At 66.0% G+C, this 14,925-nt stretch carries 12 protein-coding genes; 8 read left to right on the top strand and 4 right to left on the bottom strand.

Annotated features, from left to right (window positions below; genetic code table 11):
• The first annotated feature begins 3 nt into the window (after positions 1-3).
• Together ACLV8F_RS04750 and ACLV8F_RS04755 are read left to right on the top strand one after the other, a co-directional pair.
• Positions 4-2,145, top strand: coding sequence for a molybdopterin cofactor-binding domain-containing protein (locus tag ACLV8F_RS04750; protein ID WP_411883096.1), 2,142 nt, complete (start codon positions 4-6; stop codon positions 2,143-2,145).
• Between the two features lie 55 nt (positions 2,146-2,200).
• Positions 2,201-3,247, top strand: coding sequence for an XdhC family protein (locus tag ACLV8F_RS04755; RefSeq protein WP_411883097.1), 1,047 nt, complete (start codon positions 2,201-2,203; stop codon positions 3,245-3,247).
• On the opposite strand, the gene ACLV8F_RS04760 is transcribed toward ACLV8F_RS04755, so the two are convergent.
• Complete coding sequence (locus ACLV8F_RS04760; protein WP_411883098.1) at positions 3,198-5,393, bottom strand: hypothetical protein; 2,196 nt, start codon at positions 5,391-5,393, stop codon at positions 3,198-3,200. The genes ACLV8F_RS04755 and ACLV8F_RS04760 overlap by 50 nt on opposite strands.
• Before the next feature lie 84 nt (positions 5,394-5,477).
• Between ACLV8F_RS04760 and ACLV8F_RS04765 the strand changes: the two genes are divergently transcribed.
• Positions 5,478-6,515 carry a glycosyltransferase gene (locus tag ACLV8F_RS04765; protein ID WP_411883099.1) on the top strand — a complete coding sequence of 346 codons (1,038 nt, stop codon included), beginning with the start codon at positions 5,478-5,480 and terminating at the stop codon, positions 6,513-6,515.
• Here the strand turns inward: ACLV8F_RS04765 and ACLV8F_RS04770 are convergent.
• From ACLV8F_RS04770 to ACLV8F_RS04780, 3 genes are read right to left on the bottom strand one after another with little or no spacing between them, the layout of a single operon-like run.
• The gene (locus tag ACLV8F_RS04770) at positions 6,502-7,920 is read right to left on the bottom strand and encodes a FecR domain-containing protein (RefSeq protein WP_411883100.1); all 1,419 of its coding nucleotides are present in this window, start codon (positions 7,918-7,920) and stop codon (positions 6,502-6,504) included. The two genes, ACLV8F_RS04765 and ACLV8F_RS04770, sit on opposite strands and share 14 nt — an antisense overlap.
• Positions 7,921-7,967: 47 nt before the next feature.
• Positions 7,968-9,422 (bottom strand): FecR domain-containing protein, encoded by a 1,455-nt coding sequence (locus ACLV8F_RS04775; protein ID WP_411883101.1) that lies wholly within the window; start codon positions 9,420-9,422, stop codon positions 7,968-7,970.
• 46 nt (positions 9,423-9,468) lie between these two features.
• Positions 9,469-10,800, bottom strand: a complete 1,332-nt coding sequence (locus tag ACLV8F_RS04780; protein ID WP_411883102.1) for a surface lipoprotein assembly modifier — start codon at positions 10,798-10,800, stop codon at positions 9,469-9,471.
• 267 nt (positions 10,801-11,067) lie between these two features.
• Between ACLV8F_RS04780 and ACLV8F_RS04785 the strand changes: the two genes are divergently transcribed.
• From ACLV8F_RS04785 to soxZ, 5 genes are all read left to right on the top strand, one after another.
• Positions 11,068-11,451 (top strand): ArsR/SmtB family transcription factor, encoded by a 384-nt coding sequence (locus ACLV8F_RS04785; protein WP_411883103.1) that lies wholly within the window; start codon positions 11,068-11,070, stop codon positions 11,449-11,451.
• Positions 11,452-11,468: 17 nt separating this feature from the next.
• The gene (soxC, locus tag ACLV8F_RS04790) at positions 11,469-12,809 is read left to right on the top strand and encodes a sulfite dehydrogenase (protein WP_411883104.1); all 1,341 of its coding nucleotides are present in this window, start codon (positions 11,469-11,471) and stop codon (positions 12,807-12,809) included.
• The gene (locus tag ACLV8F_RS04795; protein WP_411883105.1) at positions 12,796-13,956 is read left to right on the top strand and encodes a c-type cytochrome; all 1,161 of its coding nucleotides are present in this window, start codon (positions 12,796-12,798) and stop codon (positions 13,954-13,956) included. Before soxC ends, ACLV8F_RS04795 begins: the two co-directional genes overlap by 14 nt.
• A gap of 125 nt (positions 13,957-14,081) precedes the next feature.
• Positions 14,082-14,549, top strand: coding sequence for a thiosulfate oxidation carrier protein SoxY (soxY, locus tag ACLV8F_RS04800; protein WP_411883106.1), 468 nt, complete (start codon positions 14,082-14,084; stop codon positions 14,547-14,549).
• Between the two features lie 50 nt (positions 14,550-14,599).
• Positions 14,600-14,911: a thiosulfate oxidation carrier complex protein SoxZ gene (gene soxZ / locus ACLV8F_RS04805; protein WP_411883107.1), complete on the top strand. Its 312-nt coding sequence runs from the start codon at positions 14,600-14,602 to the stop codon at positions 14,909-14,911.
• The last annotated feature ends 14 nt before the right edge of the window (positions 14,912-14,925 follow it).

Genomic DNA, 14,925 nt, shown 5'->3' on the forward strand with positions numbered 1-14,925 from the left:
ATCATGAATACCAACACGTTGATCGCACCGAACCGCCGCACTTTCCTCAAGACCTCGTCCGCCGTCACGGGCGGCCTGGTGATGGGGGTTAGCCTGGGCCTGCCGCTGGCCACGCAGGCCGCCGGCACCTTGTACACCCCGAATGCCTGGGTGCACATCGCCGACGACAACACCATCACGCTGATCTCGGCGCGCTCGGAGATGGGGCAGGGCGTCTACACCTCCATGCCCATGCTGATCGCGGAAGAGCTCAACGTGGACATCCGCAAGATCAAGGTCGCGATCGCGCCGCCGGGCAAGGTCTACACCAATGCCTTGCTGGGCGCGCAGATCACCGGCGGCTCGACCTCGGTGCGCGATGGCTGGGAGAAGCTGCGCATTGCCGGCGCGCAGGTGCGCATGATGCTGGTGTCGGCGGCGGCGGCGAAATGGAATGTCGATGCCGCCACGCTCAAGGCCGAGAACGGCATGGTCATTGGGCCTAAGGGCAGGAAGGCGACTTACGGTTCGCTGGCCGAGGCGGCGTCCAGGCTGCCGGTGCCGGAAAACGTGGCGCTCAAAGACCCGAAGGATTTCACCGTGGTCGGCAAGCCCACCAAACGGCTGGACACGCCGATGAAGGTCAACGGCACGGCCGAGTTCGGCATCGATGTGAAGCTGCCGGGCATGGTCTACGCCAGCCTGGAGCAATGCCCGGTGATAGGCGGCAAGCCCACCAGCTTGGACGCCAGCAAGGCCAAAGCCATGCCGGGCGTGATCGACGTGGTACAGATTCCCGACGGCGTGGCGGTGGTGGCCGACAGCTACTGGCATGCCTTCAAGGCGCGCCAGGCGCTCACGGTGCAGTGGGACGAAGGCCCGGTCGCGGCCATCAGCAATGCCAGCATGCTGGACGGCATACGCAAGGCGGCCGACAGCGGCAAGCTGATTCCCATCGTGCCGGCCAAGGGCGATGCAGCCGGCGCGATGAAGGGCGCGGCCCAAACGCTGAAGGCCGAGTACGTGTCGCCGTTGCTGGCGCATGCCACGCTGGAGCCCATGAACTTCACGGCCGACTACAAGAACGGCAAGTGCCTGCTGATAGGCCCGACGCAGTTCCAGCAGGGGGCCGAAGGCGGCGTGGCCGCGGCGCTGGGCATCAAGCCGGAAGACATCACGCTGAAAACAACCTTCCTGGGCGGCGGCTTCGGCCGGCGGCTGGAGGTGGACTTCATCGTGCAGGCGGCGCAGATCTCCAAGGCCGTGGGCAAGCCCGTCAAGCTGCTGTGGAGCCGCGAGGACGACACCACGCACGACTTCTACCGGCCCATGGCCGTCAACCAGCTCGCGGCCGGCCTGGGCGCCGACGGCAAGCCGGTAGCGCTGACCTTCAAGCTGACTTCGCAATCCATCACGCAGCGCGCCTTCGGCCTGCCCAAGGATACGCTGGACCCCTTCATGGCCGAAGCAGGCGCCATGCCTTACGACATCCCGAACTCGCAGTACGAGCTGGTGATCCACGACAGCGGGCTGCGCGTGGGCTACTGGCGTTCGGTGAGCCATGCGCTCAATGCCTTTGCCAACGAAAGTTTTGTCGATGAAATGGCGCTGGCGGCGGGCAAGGACCCCTACGCCTACCGCATGTCGCTGCTGGACAAGCAACCGCGCTTTGCCAATGTGCTCAAGCTCGCGGCCGACAAGTCCGGCTGGGGCACGCCGGCGCCGGCCGGCCGCAGCCGCGGCATCGCGTTGATGGAGGGCTACGACACCTACATGGCGCAGGTGGCGGAAATCTCCGTCAAGGACAACCAGGTCACGGTGCACAAGATGACGGTGGTGGCCGACCTGGGCCGCATGGTGAATCCCGACACGGTGCAGGCGCAGATCCAGTCCAGCATCGTCTTCGGCCTCTCGGCCGCGCTGAACAACCAGATCACGCTGGACAAGGGCCGGGTGCAGCAAACCAATTTCGGCGACTACCCGGTGCTGCGCATGCATGAATCGCCGGTGATGGACATCACCCTGGTGCCCAGCACTGAAAAGCCCGGCGGCATCGGCGAGCCGGCCACGGCACTGGTGGCGCCGGCGGTGGCCAATGCGGTGTTCGCGGCCACCGGCAAGCGGGTGCGCACGCTGCCTTTGAACGACAACCTGGCGAAGGCATGAGGGATTTGGCATGGAGCCACGGCGGAAATGACCGTGGACTGCTAGCATCCGGCGAATGGACAACATAGACCTCGAAGTTCTGAAAACCTCCTCGCAGTGGCTGGCTGCGGGCCTGCGCTGCGAGCTGGTCACCGTGCTCAAGACCTGGGGTTCCAGCCCGCGGCCCGAAGGCTCCATGCTGGCGATCTGCGAAGACGGCCGGGTGGTGGGTTCCGTGTCGGGCGGCTGCATTGAAGACGACATGATTGACCGGGCCCGGCGCGAAGGCCTGGACCGCGCGAAGCCGGCCATCGTCACTTACGGCGTGTCGGCCGATGAGGCGCGCCGCTTCGGCCTGCCGTGCGGCGGCACCATCGAGCTGGCGATTGAGCCTTTGACGAAGACCAGCGGCATCGATGAGTTGCTGCAACGCCTGCAGGCCGGCGAACTCGTGGCGCGCCGGCTGGACCTGCACACCGGCGCCGTCACGCTGAGCGCGGCCCAGCCCAGCCAGTCCATGCAGGTGTCCGAGGCCGCGCTGGTCACCTTGCACGGCCCGCGCTGGCGTTTGCTGATCATCGGCGCGGGGCAGCTGTCGCGCTTTGTGGCGCAGATCGCGCAGGGCATGGACTACGCCGTGACGGTGTGCGACCCGCGCGAGGAATACCGGGACAGCTGGCAGGTGGAAGGCGTGGAACTCGCCACCGGCATGCCCGACGACGTGGTGCAGGCCATGAAGCTGGACGCGCGCTGCGCGGTCATCGCCCTCACGCATGACCCCAAGCTGGACGACCTGGCGCTGATGGAGGCGCTGCGCTCCGAGGCCTTCTACGTGGGTGCGATCGGCTCGCGCGTCAACAACCAGCGCCGCCGTGAACGGCTGGCCGAGCATTTCGACATGACGGAGCAGGAACTCGGCAAGCTGCACGGCCCGATAGGCGTCTACATCGGCAGCAAGACGCCGCCCGAGATCGCGGTCTCCATCCTGGCCGAACTCACGGCGGTGAAGAACGGCGTGGCCTTGCCGCGCGCCGTGGGCATTGCCGAAGCCAAGGCACAAGCCGGGCTGGCGCCTACGGGCGAGGTGTGCGAGTTGCCCGTGCCGGGCGCCCAGCAATCCTAAGCCGGGCCACGTCGAAGGCCGTGGGCGGCAAGTCCGCGTGTGAACGCTCTGTCATCACCGTCCAGGCCGTTTCCCAGTCCCGCACGCGCGCCGCCAGGTCGAACAGCGGGGCCGTCGCGACGGCTACCTTGAGGCTGTCGCGCAAGGCTTGCAGTGCGCCGGGATCGCGCCCCAGGCGCACGGCCTCAGCCTGGTAGGCCGCGGGGCTGTCCAGAACGCATTGCGCCAGGCCCGCGGCGCGCAGCATGCCGCCACCCATGCGCGACGCCACGGTTTCTCCCGCGCAGCTGATGGCCGGCACGCCGAGGTGCAGGGCGTCTTCCAGGCCTTGCATGGCGTTGATCCGCAAGGAGTCCAGAAACAGGTCGGTATGCCGCAGGCCGGCCAGGGCCTGGGGCCGGTCCATGCGTGTTGAAAAAAGCAGCCGTGCCGGGCCGACGCCGGCCGCCTGCGCTTCCCGTGCCAGGTTGACAGCCGCCGTGCCGCAGTGGGGAAGCCAGAGAACGGCATCCGGCAAGGCGCGCAGGATTTTCATCCACACGGAAAAGCTGTGGGGATCGAGCAGTGCGGGCCAGAGGAAGGAGGCCAGCACCAGCGCGTCCGCAGGCAGTCCCATGTCTTCGCGCGATTTGCCTTCGGCGGGCGGCTGCCCGCCTGCGCTTGCCAGCCAGCAGCTGTGTGGCAGGCGGACAAGCGCCGCATCCTGTGAATGCTCCGCGCCGTCGGGATGGGCGAAGCGGTCTGACATGCCGTAGTCCCAGTGCCCCGGGACATGCCGGCGGTGAAGGCCGGGCTGGCTCAACTGCACAGCCGCCACCCGCATGGCCGCGATGTCCGGCCGGCTCCAGGCTGAACCAAACCCCATTTCGACGTACACGTCCAGCCGGTCCAGCCGGATGCGCGCGGCGGCTTCGGCCCCCGTCATATGGCCGATCTCGTTGACGCTTTCCGCATGCGGGCGCAACTGCTCGCCGGACTGCGGGCCCGGCTGCGGCGTGAAGGCATAGACATGCATCGCAAAGCGCGAGGCGTCGTGCTGCGCCAGCTGCTGTTGGATCGCCTGCAGCCGGCGTTCGTCGTGAAGGCTTTGCACGGCCAGGCCCACGCGGATGCGCCCGTCCTGCCGGGCGGCCGGTTGCCGGAATGCCGCAATGGCCGGGGCGGAGGCCTTGAGCAGGGCGTTAATCGCGCCGGCGGATTCGCTGCGCATTTGCGCCAGTTCGTCCTCCCGCATGCCCAGCAGCAAGCCATAAAACGGCGCCTCACCCCAGTCGCGGCTCAGGCCATTGGCAGCGTTGCCGGCAAGGGCATCGCGCAGCAGGGTAAGGAGGCGGTTGTTGTGCCGCCAGTCACCGATGGCGATGTTGCGGAAGGCCTGCCCGGTATGGATTTGCAGCGCGTCGGGTGGCTGGGACGACAGCTTGCGCGCCTGGCTGATGGCCCGGCCATGCGCGTCTTCCGGAGCGTGGAGCTTCAGCAGGAATTCTTCCAGGAGCCGGCGCTCCGCGGCATCCAGCGTCTGCAATGCGGCGTCCGATTCCTGCAGCTCGCCGTGCAAGGCAAGAAGGACGGCATGGCGTATTTTGAGGTCACCGTCGAGAGGAAATCTCGCCACGGCTGCGGTAACGGCGTCCAGCGCCTCGGCATAGCGCCGCGCGCCTGAAAGGTATTCGGCCAGGTTGGCATGGTGCGGCGCATGGTCCGGCTGCAGCGCCAGGCACTTTCGGGCCAGGCCGATGGCGATGTCCCATTCCGATGAACCTGCCGCCAGGATGCCGACGTTGTTGAGCGAGCGCAGGTGCCCGGGGTCGAGTTGCAAGGCCCTGGCATAGGCGGCATCGGCCTTCGCAAGGTCGCCGCAAGCCTCGGCGGCAATGGCGAGGTTGGCTGCGCCATCGGCGTTGCGCATCAGCAGGTCTTCGACGGACAGCAGGGCCCGGTAGGCCGCCGCGGGCCTGTCGAGCAGGCTCAGCAGCGTGGCGCAGGCGGCCGCGGTGTTCACGTCGCGCGGGTTGAGCGCCAGCGCGTGTTCAAACGCGACGAGCGCCTGTTCAAGCTGCCCGGCTGCGTGAAGCTGCGTGCCGCGCAGCATCCAGGTGCCGTGATCGGCCGCAGCGCCAGGCGTCGGCATTGTCGGGTCGGGCACCGGTTGATGGCCATCAAGCATCTTCGGATTATGTGGCACCGCCATGTGTCCCTCGGCGGCTTGCGCAGGGATAATCCGGGGGACATGACCGATGGACCCGTCCCCGTATCGCCGTCCACCCTGCATCTGCTGGGACGCTTCAGCGAGCTGTATACGGGCGCCGAAAGGGAGTTGCTGGACCTTCGGCAATTGGCGGCCGGGCGGCGGCCGGTCAGGCTCTGGTCCGACGCGCCCGTCCATCCGGGCTATGCCGGCGAAGGCATCAGCGCCATCCAGCCCTTTTCACACCAGTTTCCCAAAGACGGAGCGCTGCTCATGGGCGGCTCGCACCTGCAGCCGGGTGTCTGGCTGAAATACACGCGCTTCGAGCGCATCATCGTGCTGCACAACATTTCCAACCAGCGGCAGCTGTTTGCCATTGTCCAGAGCGTGCGCGAGGCCACGGGCCTGGAGCTCGAGCTGGTGTTTGTGTCCGGCCTGCTGCAGCGCAGCGCCGCCTTGCCCGGAAGCATCATTCCCAGTTTGATGGACCTCACGCCATTCCTGGACGTCGCGGCTGCGCGGCTGGATGCATCGCCGCCCGGGCGCGTGGCACGGCCTTTTACCGTGGGCCGCGTGAGCCGCGATTTCCTGGACAAGCACCATCCGCGCGACCTGTCCCTGTACCGCATGCTGGCCAGCCGCGGCATGCGCGTGCGCATCATGGGCGGGACCTGCCTGGCGCCGGGGCTGCAAGGCGTTGAGGGCATCGAGCTGCTGCCCGCAGGCGCGGAGCCGGTGCCGGACTTTTACGCTTCGCTGGACGCGGTTTTTTACCGCACGGGGAAATTCGTGGAAGCCTACGGCCGCGTGGTGCTGGAGGCCATGGCGGCGGGGCTGCCGGTGGTGGCGCTCGAGCTAGGCGGCTATGCCGAGGTCATCGAACACGGTGTTTCCGGATTTCTGGTGCGGACCCAGGAAGAAGCCTTCGACGCGCTGCTGGCTCTGGAAAATTCAGGTGATTTGCGCCGCCTGACCGGCAATGCCGCAAGGCAGCAGGCCATCAAAGTGCACGGCCCTGCGGCAACCGAACGCCACATGGCTTTTTACCTGCGCCAGGGCGCCGCGCTCAGGGCGCCTTGAAGATCGCGGCGCCCGAGAACGAACCGGCGGGCCCGGTTGGGATGCCTGTGTAGACGAGACCCGCCCGGCTGGCGTTCACGCCGCTGAAAAAGCCATCCACGAGGATGCCGGTGCCGGACGAGTACGAGAACTGCGACCCCGAGATCGTGATGGACGTGTTGCCGATGCTGATGTTGCCGAGCGTGGTGTTGATGGTGGCGCCCATCTTGCTGTTGACAAAGTCAACCGTCAGGAGCGCGGAGCTCACCGTGCCGGACGCGCCGGCGGCACCCGTGGACGTGACGTAGCTGGTCACCGGTGAGGAGCCCAGCAGCGTGTAGGTGAGGGAGCCGGTGGTGGTCGGCATGTTCAGCGTCGGCTGGCCCACCACATAGTGCAGGTCGGCCAGCGCCGTTGTGCCGTTTTTGCTGCCGGTCACCCAGGTGCCCCAGCCTATGAAATCCCCGCCGGCAATGGTCCCCGTGGAGGTGACCCCGTTGGTGGTGGACGGCGTAAAAACGTTGCCGCTGGTGGTGAAGGTGGTCAGTTTGCCGTCTGAAAGGGTCGCGGAAGTCGCCACGGTGGGCGCGATTGTGGGAACGCCGCCCGACGCCGGGGGGGAACCGACCGGGGCCGGGTAGTACCCGCTGGCGGTGATTTTCAGGTCGGTGTACGTGCCTGTGTTGGCCGGCGGGGCCGGGGGGACCGGGTCCGGCTTGGGCGTGGGCTTGGGTTCGGGTTTGGGCTCCACCACGAGGGTGGTTTTTCCTTGTTCATTGACCTTGTCGCCCACGTTGACCGGCTCCCGTTCGGGCGCGGGCGTGGGTACGGAGGCCCGCACATTGGTGCGCACCGGCGCATCGGTGTTGTTGACCACCCGCACCGACTCGCCGGCCGTCAGGCCCACGCAGCCGCCGGCGTTGCAGACCTCGATGGCATCGAGCTCGGTCGTCACGCCCAGCGAGCCGTCGGGGTTGTAGCCGACGTTGAAGCCGGAGCCGCGTATGCCTATGGTGGCGGTGGTGGTGGTGACCTTGTAGTTCTCGCGGTTTCGCTTGCCGATCAGGCCGGTGATGGCGCGCATGCTGCCGCGCAGCAGATCCACCAGGAAGCGGTCTTCTTTCGGGTCGGCCTTGTCGACGTAGTTGGCTACCTTGAACTCGGTGTTGGGCTGCAGGGACACCAGGCCGCCGTCGGTGAAGCGCACCTGCGCGCGGCCGCCGGCGCCGGTCACGATGGCCTGGCCGCTTTCGATGTCATTGCCTTTGGCCAGCGGCGAGGTGCCGCCGTCGGCGCGGCGGACATTGACGTCGCCCACGATGAACTGGGCCACGCCCGCGGAAGGCGCCGCCGAGGACTGCAGCGGGTAAATGGCCGCCAGCGCCATCACCAGGACGGTGTGCTGAAGTTTGAAGTGCGGGGTCATGGTGGTTTCTCCGGAAATTTTGTGGGGTGCGGTGCGTGCCGGGCGGGTCAGGACGGGGGCGAACCCAGGCTGGTTTGCCGGAAGACGGCTGCGCCGGAAACCTGGCCCGCATTTTCAATCGACGTGCTGTAGACCATTGCCGCGCGGCTGGCGTTGTTGCCGGTGAAGAAACCGGCGGCGCTCATGCCTGCGGTGCTGCTGGTGATCTTCGAACCGTTGATGTCGATGCTGAGGTTGGTGGCGTAGTCGGTGCCGCCAAAGCGCGTGGTGAGGTCGACAGAACCGTAGCCTTGGCTGGCGCCGCTGAAATTGGCCGTCATGGCGCCGCCGACAAGCTGGCCCGCGCCAAACAGGCTGGAAAACGCCGTGCCGCCGGCAAACTCGTAAGTGCCTTGCAGGCCGGCGGCCGGCATCTGGGCCGACGGTGTGGGCCGGCCCATCACGAAATGAGCCGATTCAATCGCAGTGGCTACACCGGCCACGACCTTCTCCCCCGTCACCCAGCTGCCCCAGCCGATGAAGTCGGCGTCGGCGGGTACGCCCAGCGTGCCGGTTTCCACCTGGGCGCTGCCGGTGCCGCGGAACTCGGTGAGGACGTTGTTCCTGCCGTCGAGGCTGCTGAAGTCGACCGGCTTGCCGCTGAGGATGCCGGCCAGCACGGCGATGTTGGCGTCGGGGTGGTAGCTCTCGGCGGCCACGTTCGACGTCACCGGGTCGGTGTACACCACGCCGACGGCCAGGTCGGTGTAAATCTGTTTGGTGGGCGGTTTTTCCACAACCGGGGGCGGGGGTGTGACCACGGTTTTTTCCGGTGGCGGGGGCGGCGGCACCACGCTGGACTCGCCCTTGGACGTGGTCTGGTTGCCGGCCACGGCCACTTCCTGCGCCGGTGCGGGTGTCGGCACGTTGGCCCGCACATTGGTGCGCGCGGGCGCCTCGGAGCTGTTGATCACGCGCACCGATTCGCCGGCCGTCAGGCCCACGCAACCGCCGGCATTGCAGACTTCGATGGCGTCCAGTTCCGTGGTGATGCCCAGCGAGCCGTCGGGGTTGTAGCCCACGCTGAAGCCGGAGCCGCGTATGCCTATGGTGGCCGTGGTGGTGGTGACCTTGTAGTTCTCGCGGTTGCGCTTGCCGATCAGGCCGGTGATGGCGCGCATGCTGCCGCGCAGCAGGTCGACGAGGAAGCGGTCCTGCTTGGGGTCGGCCTCGTCGACGTAGTTGGCGATCTTGAATTCGGTGTTGGGCTGCAGGGACACCAGACCGCCGTCGGAAAACCGCACCTGGGCGCGGCCGCCGTTGCCCGTCAGGATGGATTCGCCGCTTTCAAGCGCCTTGCCCTTGGCCAGCGCCTCGGTCTTGCCGTTTGCGCGCAGCACGTTGACGTCGCCGGCAATGAACTGCGCCACGCCCGCCGAGCCGGCGGCAAAAGCCTGCGCGGGAAATGCCGCGGCCACGATCAGGGCGAGGGCGGCGTGTCGGAAGGGGAATGTCTGTTTCACTTTGTTGGGGCCTGGGTGCCGGTGCTTGCGCTGCGGTCGTCCGGTATCAGAAGTCGCGGCGCACCGTCACTGAGAACAGGCTGCGGTTGTAGTCGGAAATGGCGACGTTGGATTTCACCGAGGTCAGCGCCAGCTGGGGCGTGACGCGCCAGAGTTTTGCGGGCACCCAGTTGAGCCCCAGGTTCAGGTTCCATTGCTGGTCATGGCGGGTGACCAGGAACAGCGGGTCGGCGCCGCCGTATTTGCGGTCTTCGTAGCCGGCGCTGGCGAACAGCGCCAGCGTGTCCGAGAGGGTCTTCTGGATGCCGGCGCGCAAGCCGTAGAGATCATGGCCGAGCTGCGGCACACCCGAGGCGCGCTCTTTTTCCGTGCCGACGTAGCCGCCGCCGAAGACGACGATGTTGCTGTCGCGGAAGGCGTGCGCATAGGAGGTGCCGACCACTGTGCGCGTCGCGTCGCGCACCGACTGCCCGGGGTATGTCAGGTCGCCCCACTGGACGTAGCTGCTCCACTGGCGAAAGCCGTCGATGCGGTAAGTCCACTCGCCGACGAGGCCCTGCTGGTCGCGGGCGCGTGAGCCGGCGACGGTATAGGTCCCAGCCTGCACCACGCCGGAGAACTCGTGTTTGTCGTAGCGGTAGCTGGCGCCGAAGTTGAGGTCGACCTGGCCGGTGTTGAAGTCGCTGTACTTGGCATTGGCGCGGGCGTTGCCGTAGACGTTGCCGATCAGCGACCAGCGCGGGTCCACCACATAGCGGGCCGACAGGCCGCCGCCCAGGCTGACGAAGGCATCCTTGGTTTCGACGCCGGCGGCATTGAGCGTAAAGACCAGGCCGCCGAAAGCGGGCACGGCGACGTTGGGGTTGCCGGGGCCGCTGTTGATGTTGGTGTCGTAGCCGATGCTGGCTTCGAGGAAGGGCTTGACCGAGGAGCGGGCGGCTTCTTCCGTGCGGTCTATGGCTTGCAGGAACTGGTCGATGGTGGCGGCGGCTTCCGCGGGGATGTTCTCCTGCCGGGTTTCCATCAGCACCTGCCGGGAGGCCTTGGTGTCGCCGACCGAGAACAGCGCGCGGCCGAGTTCGGCGCGTGCGCGCGAATTGGCGGGCTGCACGGCCAGCACGCGCTCCAGGGCAAATACCGCACGGGTGTACTGGCCGGTTTCATTGGCGGCGATGCCCAGCACGGTGTCGAAATCCGGGTCGCCGGCGCGGGCGGCCTCTTGCGGCTCGAGCAGGTCGAAGGCTTTTTGCGCCTGGCTCTGGTCGAGCAAGCTGCGCGCATTGGTGACCAGTGCGTCGACTTCCGCATGCGCCAAGCCTGTAACAAGGCTGGCCAGGAGGAGGACTCCGCCCGCGAAGAGTTTGTTTTTTGAATACATAGGTATTATTTTTTAGAGATTCCAGGTAACAACCCGTAAACAACAAAAGTTTTATATCACGGTGAAGGGGTATCCAGGCTTTTATTACACCTGCTACAGAGGGCGCGATGGTGTCCTGGCAACACCTTTTCATGGCCTTGGCACCGGCTTGGTGATATTCACCAAATTGGCACACCGTTTCAGAGGCAGTCGAGGGTATTTACGGGGGATGTCTCCGCAATTTGGAGGAATAATATTAGTCATTACTTATATTAAGAAGAACTCACTATGGACCAGATGATCCAGGCCAGTGCCCAGGTCGAAAGAGGGCGGGTGTTTGAGCTGGCGGCCGAGCTGTTCGCCGTGCTGGCGACGCCCATGCGTTTGCGGGTGCTGAGCGCCCTGTGCGAACGCGAAAAATCCGTCAATGAACTGCTGGCCGAGATCGACACCACGCAGCCCAACCTGTCCCAGCACCTGGCCGTGCTGTACCGCACCGGTGTGCTGGCCAAACGCCGGGAGGGTACCCAGGTGATTTACCGGGTGCAAAGCGAAAAAGCGGTGGCGCTGTGCCGCAGCGTCTGTACGCAAATCGCCATCGAGCTGGACGAGCCGGGCGCGCTGCCCGTGGGGCAAAGCCTGTCGCCGCGCTCCGGCATGCAAGACGCCTGAAGCGAAAGACGCCATCCATGTTGAACCGATTCCTCCAGCGCGCGCCTGAAAATTTCCTGTCGCGCGAACAAATACAAAAAGTGCGGGCCGGGCGCCGCGGCTTTCTGGGCAGCGCCTTCGCCGCCGCGGCCGGCACCCTGGCCGCGGGCCAGGCCGTCGCGCAAGGCGCGTCGGCTGCCGAAGGCGAGCCTGAAATCCTGAACCTTCCGCCCCACAGCAAGGGCCTGGGCCAGCCAGTGGCGGCACGCGGCTACGGCCTGCCCAGCGAATTCGAGAAAAACCTGCAGCGCCGCGAAAGCCCGGGCCTGACGCGCGTCGGCCAGGCCAGCGTGAGCTTTTGCCCCTTGCAGGGCCTGTTCGGCATCATCACGCCCAGCGGCCTGCACTTTGAGCGCCACCACCAGGGTTGGTGGGACATCGACCCCTCCAAGCATCGCCTGATGGTCAATGGTTCGGACGAGGCCATGCTCAAGCGCCCCATGGTCTTCAACATGGACGAACTGATGCGCCTGCCCAGCGTCAGCCGCATGCATTTCATCGAATGCGGCGCCAACACCGGCATGGAGTGGGGCAATGCGGCGGTGCCGACGGTGCAATACACCCATGGCATGCTGAGCTGCAGCGAATTCACCGGGGTGCCGCTGCGCACGCTGCTGGAGCTGTGCGGCGCCGACCTCAAGCGCGCCAAATTTGTGCTGGGCGAAGGCGCCGACGGCTCGGGCATGACGCGCACCATCCCCATGAGCCTGGTGATGAGCGGCGAGGTGCTGGTGGCCTACGGCCAGAACGGCGAAATGCTGCGGCCCGAAAACGGCTACCCGCTGCGCCTCATCGTGCCCGGCGTGCAGGGCGTGAGCTGGATCAAATACCTGCGCCGCATCGAAGTGGGCGACATGCCTTACGGCGCGAAGGACGAAACCATCCATTACGTGGACCTGCAGCCCAGCGGCCTGCACCGGCAGTACACCAGCATCCAGGAAGTCAAAAGCGTGGTGACCTCGCCCAGCGGCGGCCAGGTGCTGCTGCAAAAAGGCTTTCACAACCTGACCGGCCTGGCCTGGAGCGGGCGCGGCAAGATACGCCGGGTCGACGTCTCGGTGGACGGCGGGCGCAACTGGACGCAGGCGCGGCTGGAAGGGCCGGTGCTGGCCAAGTGCCTCACGCGCTTCAACGCCGACTTTGTCTGGGACGGCAAGCCGGCGATTTTCCAGAGCCGGGCGGTGGACGACACCGGGCAGGTCCAGCCCAGCTACAACGAGCTGCGCAAGGTGCGCGCCTCGCGCAGCATTTATCACAACAACGCCATCCAGTCGTGGTCGCTGGAAGAAAACGGCGAGGTGAAAAATGTCCAGGTTTAAGCACGCTCCATGCTCGCTGCTGCTGCTGGTGCTTTGCACCTTGGGCACGGCCTTCGCCCAGGCGCTACCGGCCGCGCGGCAGGCGGCGCTGGCGAATGTCGGCAGAAGCGCCACGCCCGCTGAAATCAAGGCCTGGGACATCGACGTACGGCCCGACTTCAAGGGCCTGCCCAAGGGCCAGGGCTCGGTGCGCCAGGGTGAAGTGCTGTGGGAAGCGCAGTGCGCTTCCTGCCACGGCAGCTTCGCCGAGTCGTCCGAGGTGTTCACGCCGATCGCCGGCGGCACCACGGCGCAGGACATCAAGAGCGGCCGCGTCGACGGCCTGATGCCCGGGGCCAACCAGCCCAACCGCACCACGCTGATGAAGGTGTCCACGCTGTCGACCTTGTGGGATTACATCAACCGTGCCATGCCCTGGACGGCCCCGAAGACGCTGACGGCGGACGAGGTCTATGCCGCGACGGCCTACATCCTGTTCCTGGGCAATGTGCTGCCGGAAGACTTCACGCTGTCCGACGCCAACATCCGCGAAGTGCAGGCCCGCCTGCCGAATCGCAATGGCATGACGACCGCGCATGCCATGTGGCCGGGCAAGGAACTGGGCGGCACGGCCAAACCCGACGTGCAAGGCTCGAACTGCATGGCGAATTGCAAGACCGAAGCCGTCGTCAAAAGCTTTTTGCCGGACTATGCGCGCAACGCCCACGGCAACCTGGCCGAGCAGTCGCGCCTGGTGGGGGAAAGCCGCGGGATCGACACGACCCGGCCGCCGCTGGCTGCGGGGGCAAAATCGGGTGCTGTTGTAGCGCAGGCGGAACGTGTGACGGCAGCGCCTGAAAAGGCCGCAGCCGCTGCGCCGGCCGTCGCGGTGAAAACCGTCGCGCCCGGAGCAGCCTCCGTCATGCCCTTGCTGCAGAAAAATTCCTGCGTGGCCTGCCACGGCATGGACAGCAAGCTGGTAGGCCCGTCGTTCAAGGATATAGCCAACAAATATAAGGACCGTGCCGACGCGGTGAATTACCTCTCGGGCAAAATCAAGGCCGGCGGACAAGGTGTCTGGGGTGCCATCCCCATGCCCGCGCAGGCCTTGAGCGCGGCGGAATCGGCCCAGATTTCCCAGTGGCTGGCGCAAGGCGCGGCGAAGTAGGGCGCGCGGGCCGGCAGTGTTTTTTTGAGGCATGCTTGGGAGAAATACCCTCCCGCAGTTTTGCGTTTTTGTGTCCAATCGGGATAAGTTTTCAGACATTCAAGTTATATAAAAAGGAGTTCACCATGGAACGTCGTGATTTTTTGGCAAGCAGTTCCGGCGCCACGGCGCTGGCCCTGGCCGCCGCCTCGGGCCTGAGCCCGGCCTACGCGCAAAACGCCCCGGGCTGGAACAAGGCCGCTTTTGACAGCAAGTCCCTGGCCGATGCGGCCAAGGCCATGGGCGCCACCAGCGCGCCGGTCGAAAGCAAGGACCTGCTGCTGCAGGCCCCCGAGATCGCCGAAAACGGCAACGTGGTGCGTGTGGGCGCCCAGAGCAACATCGCGGGCACCACGCAGATCGCGCTGGTCGTTGAAAAGAACCCGAGCGCGCTGGCCGCCATGTTCGAAATCCCGGCCGGCACCGACGCCAACGTCTCGACCAACATCAAGATGGGCCAGTCCTCCAACGTCTACGCGCTGGCCAAGGCCGGCGACAAATATTTTTACGCGGTCAAGGAAGTGAAAGTCACTTTGGGCGGCTGCGGCGGTTAATCCGCGCCAGTCCCGTCCATCACATCAAACCTTGAAATCAGGAGAAAAAAATGTCAGACCCAATGCGGATCCGGGCCCAGGCCCAAGGCGATAAAACCACGGTGCGTGTGCTCGTGAGCCATGAAATGGAAAGCGGCCAGCGCAAGGACGCCGCCGGCAAGACCGTGCCGGCCTGGTTCATCCAGGACATCAATGCGACCTGGAACGGCAAGACCGTCATGAGCGCCCAGTGGGGCACGGCCGTGTCCAAAAACCCGTTTGTGCAGTTCAGCTTCAAGGGCGGCAAGGCCGGCGACAAGATCGCCGTCAGCTGGACGGACAACCGCGGCGACAAGCGCACTGACGAAGCCGTCATTTCCTGAGACCCCCTCCGGTT

Source organism: Polaromonas sp. YR568, assembly GCF_943369675.1.
Taxonomy (GTDB): Bacteria; Pseudomonadota; Gammaproteobacteria; order Burkholderiales; family Burkholderiaceae_C; genus Polaromonas.